We start from the raw sequence: 5,435 nt of genomic DNA on the forward strand, positions 1-5,435 counted from the left end.
GCGCTGTTGAGTTCTCAAGAAGCGACCGCTCATCCGGTACAAGCCCCGGCCCCGCCAATGAAGCGGGCCCGCTCAGACTCTATCCCAAGAGACGGAATCTCCCAGCGGATCCTTCGACCGCGTCACCTGGAAACGTGTTCCGGCGTCCGCGATCCCGCATCCGCGTTCTGTTGTGTCTTCACATTATCAGAATCCGTGCAACCCACCAAACCGAGTGGATTCGCCAGGAAATCCGATAACACCCGCGGAATTGCCGCACCGTTGGCCGGGCAGGACCGATCCTGCCATACGGAACCCAGTGGGCAAATCGTGCGGATGCGGCCCTGCTCGTCGAAGGACGACCGTCGGCCGAGTGAAACGCCGCCGCACAGAAACCGGCGCTCGAAAGCACCCGCCCGCAGCGGCTCGACCGACTATAGCCGTCTTGCCGCCGAGCGCCAACTCGAGTCGGCGCTCGATCGCGCGGACGCCGGGTTCCGGGATGTTTGGCGGCCACCCGCTATGGCGACAAGATCCCTGACACCCGTCCGCGCGCTTCGCCCGCGACCCGCGCACCGTCCTCTGCGCAGCGGCTTCGCCGTCGACGGCGTCGGCACCGCCGCAGGCGGCGGGGCGGCATCCGTCCTTCGGCACCGCCTCTGTGTCCCTGCTCACCATGCCTATTCGGTCCAGGCAACCGAGGGAGAACACGATGGCCGTCCACCCGTACCACCCCTACTCCGTCGCGTTCGACGTCATGGAGACCCTGATCGACCTGGAGCCGCTCGCCGAGCGCTTCGCGGACATCGGCCAGCCCCCCGACTTACTGCGGCCGTGGTTCCTGCGCGCGCAACGCGACTGCATGGCGCTGGCGCTCAGCGGAGAGCTGCGCCCGTTCCCCGAGGTCGCCCGCCAGGCGCTGCGCACGGCATCCGGCAACACCGCCTCCGAGGACGGCATCACCTATGTACTGCAGGGCTTCGGCCGACTTCCCGCGCACCCCGACGCCGAACCGGCCATGCGCCGCCTGCACGAAGCCGGCGTGCGCATGGGGTGCCTGACGCAGGGCAGCAGGGCGGCCACCACCGCCTTCCTTAAGTCCTCGGGCCTGGACCGCTTCGTCGACGCGGTCGTCACGGCCGAGGAGGCCGGGGTGTGGAAGCCCGCTCCCGGCGTCTACCGCGCCGCGGCCGCCGCGTTGGAGACCCCGCCCGAGCACCTCGCCCTGATCGCCGTGCACGCTTGGGACTGCCACGGCGCCAAGCGGGCGGGCTGCCTCGCGGGATGGTGCAGCCGCCTCGAAGTGCGGTACGGGGACGTGTTCGCCGCCCCCGACGCACGCGGCGACACCCTCACCGACGTCGCCACCGGCCTGCTGGAGCTCACCGCCGCCGGCTGAGGAGGGCGCCGGCTGAAGAGGGGGCGGCCGGTCGCCGTCCCGTCGCCGCGCAGCACGCCTGCGGCCGGAGCCACCGTCAGGTCAGCGGCCGGAGCCCGCGCCGCCTCGGCTCAGCTGCCGGGGCCACCGTCAGGTCAGCAGGCGTGCCGCGCCGGTGCCGGGGGCGGCGTAGAGCCACTCGACCTCCAAGTCGATGGCCGCAAGGCCCGCGGTGGGAAAGGAGTCCAGCGGTTCGTCCGGCATGAACGCCCCGACCAGCTGCGCCATGGTGGGGTTGTGCCCCACCACCAGCAGCGTGCCCACGTCGGGGTCGGTACGGGAGATCAGCTCCATGGCCGCGGGGACGTCCGCGCCGTAGAGATCGCGCTCGAAGTCGACGGGCGGCGAGTGCGGGAGCGCCTCGGCGACGAGCTCGATGGTCTGGCGCGTGCGCAGCGCGGTCGAGCAGACCACATGGTCGGGGACGAGCGCGCCCGACGCCAGGTGGGCGCCCGCGGCCCTTGCCTGCTCCCGGCCCTCGGCGGTCAGCGAGCGCTCGTGGTCCGAGCCGTCGATCAGCGGCTCCGCCTGGGCGTGCCGGAGCACGATCAGTCTTCTGGTCATGGTGACAGCACCGTGGCCACGATCGCGATCAGCGCCATGAAACCGAGCATGGCTCCCACCACGACGGCCAGCCCTTTCATTCCTGACAACGGATGATCCCCTCAAGCGCGGTTCTTCGCCGCTCAGCCTAGGGGGTGTCGGCGACCGCCCGTCGCCGCCTCCGCGTCGACACGAGCACCCGCCGACTGAACCTCGGCGACCTGTGACGAATACAAGGGGGCGCAGGCGCCCGGCCGCGTCGGACCGGACTCCCGCGCCCCCTGCGGGACGTCAGAGCGACTACTCCTCGCGGCCGCCGTCGGCGGCGCGCGCCTCCTCCCTGCGGTCGCTCCCCTCGCTTTCGGCGGCACTGCCGGCGGCCGGGTCAGGCTCCTCGCCGGAACCGACCGCGCGCCCGCTCTCGTCCTCCTCGACGGAGCCGGCAGCGGGCCCGCTGCCGCCCTCCTCGACAGGGACGCCCGCGGCGGCGACATCGCCGCTGCGGCGCTTGGACCACACGATCGCACCCACGATCGCCACGAGGGCGACCACGGTGACGCCTGCCCGCAGGAAGAAGCTCTCGGCGAACATCACGACGCTCGGCGCGATGATCAGTGCGACCAGGTTCATCACCTTGAGCAGCGGGTTGATGGCGGGACCGGCGGTGTCCTTGAAGGGGTCGCCGACCGTGTCGCCGATGACCGTCGCCTCGTGGGCCACCGAACCCTTGCCGCCGTGGTGGCCGTCCTCGACGAGCTTCTTGGCGTTGTCCCAGGCGCCGCCGGAGTTGGCGAGGAACACCGCCATGAGTGCACCCGCCGCGATGGCGCCACCGAGGAAGGCGCCCAGCGGGGCGTAGCCGAGGGCGAAGCCGACCGCGATGGGGGTGAGCACCGCCAGCATGCCGGGCGTGATCAGCTCACGCAGCGAGTCGCGGGTGCAGATGTCCACGACGCGCGCGTACTCGGGCTTCTCGGTGCCGTCCATGATTCCCGGCCGGGTGCGGAACTGGTTGCGCACCTCGACGACGACCCGGCCGGCGGCGCGGCCGACGGCCATGATCGCCAAGCCGGAGAAGAGGAACACGACCGATGCGCCGAGGATGACGCCGACCAGCACGTTGGGCTCGTCGATGGAGAGGCTGAACGTGCTCGCGTCCTGTCCGGCCGCGCTCAGCGCCTCCTCGACCGCGGTGCGGAAGGCGCCGAACAGGGCGGTGGCGGCCAGGACCGCAGTAGCGATGGCGATGCCCTTGGTGATGGCTTTGGTGGTGTTGCCCACGGCGTCGAGGCTGGTGAGGACGTCGGCGCCCTTGCCTTCGACGTCGCCGGACATCTCCGCGATGCCCTGGGCGTTGTCGGCCACCGGGCCGAAGGTGTCCATCGCGACGATGACGCCGACGGTGGTCAGCAGGCCGGTGCCGGCCAGCGCCACCGCGAACAGGCTCAGCGTCACCGAGGCGCTGCCGATGACGAACGCGGCGTAGACGGCGCCCGCAATCAGCACCGCGGAGTAGACGGCGGACTCCAGGCCCACGGAGACGCCGGAGAGGATCACCGTGGCCGCGCCGGTCTCCGAGCTCTCGCCGATGTCCTTGACGGGACGCCGGTTCGTCTCGGTGAAGTACCCCGTGAGCAGCTGGATCGCGGCAGCCAGCACCAGGCCGACGAGCACAGCGCCGACGGCCACCAGGCGCGGGTCGCCCTGCAGACCCTGGATCTCCTCACCCGCGCTGGTGAGGTCGGCGAAGCTGGCGGGCAGGTAGGCGAAGGCCGTGGCCGTCACCAGCACGGCGGAGATGATCGCGGAGATGAAGAAGCCCCGGTTGATGGCCGACATCGCGGTCTTGTCGCGCGAGCGCGGCGCCACGATGAAGATGCCGATGATGGCGGTGATGACGCCGATCATGGGCACCAGCAGCGGGAACACCAGGCCTTCGACGCCGAAGGCGACGCGGCCGAGGATGAGCGAGGCCACCAGCACCACGGCGTAGGACTCGAACAGGTCGGCGGCCATGCCCGCGCAGTCGCCGACGTTGTCGCCCACGTTGTCCGCGATGGTCGCGGCGTTGCGGGGGTCGTCCTCCGGGATGCCCTGCTCGACCTTGCCGACGAGGTCGGCCCCGACGTCGGCGGCCTTGGTGAAGATCCCGCCGCCGACACGCATGAACATCGCGAGCAGGGCGGCGCCGAAGCCGAAGCCCTCCAGAACGTTGGGGGCGTCGCCGCGGTAGAGAAGAACGACGACCGACGCTCCGAGCAGTCCCAGGCCGACGGTGAACATTCCCGCGACCCCGCCGGTGCGGAAGGCGATCCGCATCGCGGAGTGCTCCCCGCTTTCACCGCCTTCGCGGGCGGCCGCGGCGACGCGTACGTTCCCGCGTACCGCCAGCCACATCCCGATGAAGCCGGTCAGCGCGGAGAAACCGGCGCCGAGAGCGAAGAACACCGATCGCCCGATCCGCACCGCCATGTCGTCGGCCGGCAGCAACAGCAGCAGGAACGGGATGACGACGACGAATACGACCAGGGTGCGGAACTGGCGTTTGAGATAAGCCGCCGCGCCTTCCTGGACGGCACGCGCGATGTTCTGCATCCGCTCGGTGCCCTGGCCCGCGGCGAGAACTTCACGTACCAGCCAGCCGGCGACGGCGAGCGCGAGGAGCGCGACCGCCAGCACCACGACGACCAGTGTGAAATTCATGCCGTCCAAGGCCAGGGCCGGGCCGCCATCGGCGGCTTGGGTGAGCCCAGACAATCCGTCCTCCTAGAGACGGGCACGTTTTGGCCCCCGCGGGGTCGTGCGGTCGCCTCCCAGACCTGCGTACAGGCTCGACGACACGCCCGGCAGGGTCCTGCGGGTGCCACCAACACGGTTCCGTACTCCGCTCCGCCGAATTCGGCGTGAACGGTGTCCGGGGATTCTACGCACCGGTATGGCGAAACGTGAGTGCGGGTCACGAAGTTCGGCTGAGCGGGAGCGATATGTGATCACACGGTGACCTGAGAAGACGGAGGTTCTTCGAGAATACCCGCGATTTCCACATTTCAGGAAAATAGGGATATAAATAAAGCAAAAGGATAAACCACGCATAAAGGGAGGAATGCGGCGCGGAGCGCGCGGTTCGGACGCCGGTCCGGAGTCCGGCGGTCCGGCGATGCGGGGGACGTGCGCGGGGGCGGGGCGGCGGACGGAGTCCGCGGAGTGCTCGGCGCCGCGCAATGGCGGCGGGACCCCCGGTGCAATCAGCAAACCGCATCGGGAGGCCCGCCGCCACCGGTTCGGCCCTGATGTGTCGCAGCGCACGCCGGTCGGGCCGTGCCACCGGTGCGCTCGGCGACCCGAACCCCGTTGACCCTTCTATGTCAAGCGGCGAGATGATGCTCGATCGCGGCATGGTCCCACCCCGCCCGGTCCCGGACCATGGCCCGGTAGATCACATCGATCAGATGGCGTTTGAGTACCCGGTAGGCGC

3 protein-coding genes are annotated in these 5,435 nt (G+C 70.2%); 1 reads left to right on the plus strand and 2 read right to left on the minus strand.

Features of this window, described 5'->3' with window-relative positions; all coding sequences use genetic code 11:
• Nucleotides 1-691 precede the first annotated feature (691 nt).
• On the plus strand, nucleotides 692-1,378 hold the full coding sequence (locus tag RM446_RS24475) for a haloacid dehalogenase type II (protein ID WP_311547807.1): 687 nt from the start codon (nucleotides 692-694) through the stop codon (nucleotides 1,376-1,378).
• Between the two features lie 129 nt (nucleotides 1,379-1,507).
• Here RM446_RS24475 and RM446_RS24480 read toward each other — a convergent pair whose 3' ends face one another.
• Together RM446_RS24480 and RM446_RS24485 are read right to left on the minus strand one after the other, a co-directional pair.
• Nucleotides 1,508-1,981 carry a SixA phosphatase family protein gene (locus RM446_RS24480; RefSeq protein WP_311547808.1) on the minus strand — a complete coding sequence of 158 codons (474 nt, stop codon included), beginning with the start codon at nucleotides 1,979-1,981 and terminating at the stop codon, nucleotides 1,508-1,510.
• Between the two features lie 279 nt (nucleotides 1,982-2,260).
• Nucleotides 2,261-4,717: a sodium-translocating pyrophosphatase gene (locus RM446_RS24485; protein WP_311547809.1), complete on the minus strand. Its 2,457-nt coding sequence runs from the start codon at nucleotides 4,715-4,717 to the stop codon at nucleotides 2,261-2,263.
• Nucleotides 4,718-5,435 lie beyond the last annotated feature (718 nt).

Origin of the sequence: Streptomonospora wellingtoniae, from assembly GCF_031845375.1 — a bacterium.
Classification (GTDB): Bacteria; Actinomycetota; Actinomycetes; order Streptosporangiales; family Streptosporangiaceae; genus Streptomonospora; species Streptomonospora wellingtoniae.

Coding starts and splice junctions, on each gene's coding strand:
- RM446_RS24475 (WP_311547807.1), top strand. CDS start 692: ATGGCCGTCCACCCGTACCACCCCTACTCCGTCGCGTTCGACGTCATG.
- RM446_RS24480 (WP_311547808.1), bottom strand. CDS start 1,981: ATGACCAGAAGACTGATCGTGCTCCGGCACGCCCAGGCGGAGCCGCTG.